Source organism: Bradyrhizobium algeriense, from assembly GCF_003062295.1.
GTDB classification, from domain to species: domain Bacteria; phylum Pseudomonadota; class Alphaproteobacteria; order Rhizobiales; family Xanthobacteraceae; genus Bradyrhizobium; species Bradyrhizobium algeriense.
Genome location: NZ_PYCN01000211.1, coordinates 1 through 550 on the forward strand (window position 1 = coordinate 1; position 550 = coordinate 550).

General features: G+C 65.3%; 1 protein-coding gene. It reads right to left on the minus strand.

Annotation, left to right across the window (positions count from 1 at the left end; genetic code table 11):
- The coding region (locus C7G61_RS43165) for a DUF1214 domain-containing protein (protein WP_145963852.1) at positions 1-550 on the minus strand (550 nt) is incomplete at both ends.

Below are 550 nucleotides of genomic sequence, written 5' to 3' on the forward strand. Positions count from 1 at the left end.
CTTCGACTGCTCGTTGATCAGGTTCTTCTCCTTCGGATTGGGCAGGACGCGGAAGTGCCTGGTGTCCACCGCGATCACCGACCAGAAGTAGTTCGCGTAATGGGCCGGGAGCTGATCCTTGGAGAAGGTCATGGTGTAAGCATTGTCGCCGGACAGCGGAGCTCCGGTGCCGTCGGTGCTGGCGCGGTAGTACATGACCTCCGGGGCGATGTTGGCCCAGATGCCGCCGTAATTGATCAGGGTGCGGGCCAGGTAGTCGATGTTGTAGGCTCCGACCACCGCCGGGCGGGCCCAGCCGTTGCGGATCGTGCCATGACCGATGGGCGGTCCGGCCTTGGCGAAATCGGCAAACGCCACCGTGCGGATGGCCTTGTCGACCCGCGCCCGCTGCTCGGGATCCTTGACGGCCCTGGCGATGGCGCGAGCCTTCTCCTGCAACGGCTCCATGCCCGGGTTGAGGTCGCGCTCGCTGTCGAGGGCGATGTCCGCCGCATCGAAGGCCTCCACGCCGGGCAGGTTTTCCAGGTCGAAGATCGGCGTCGTTGGGATC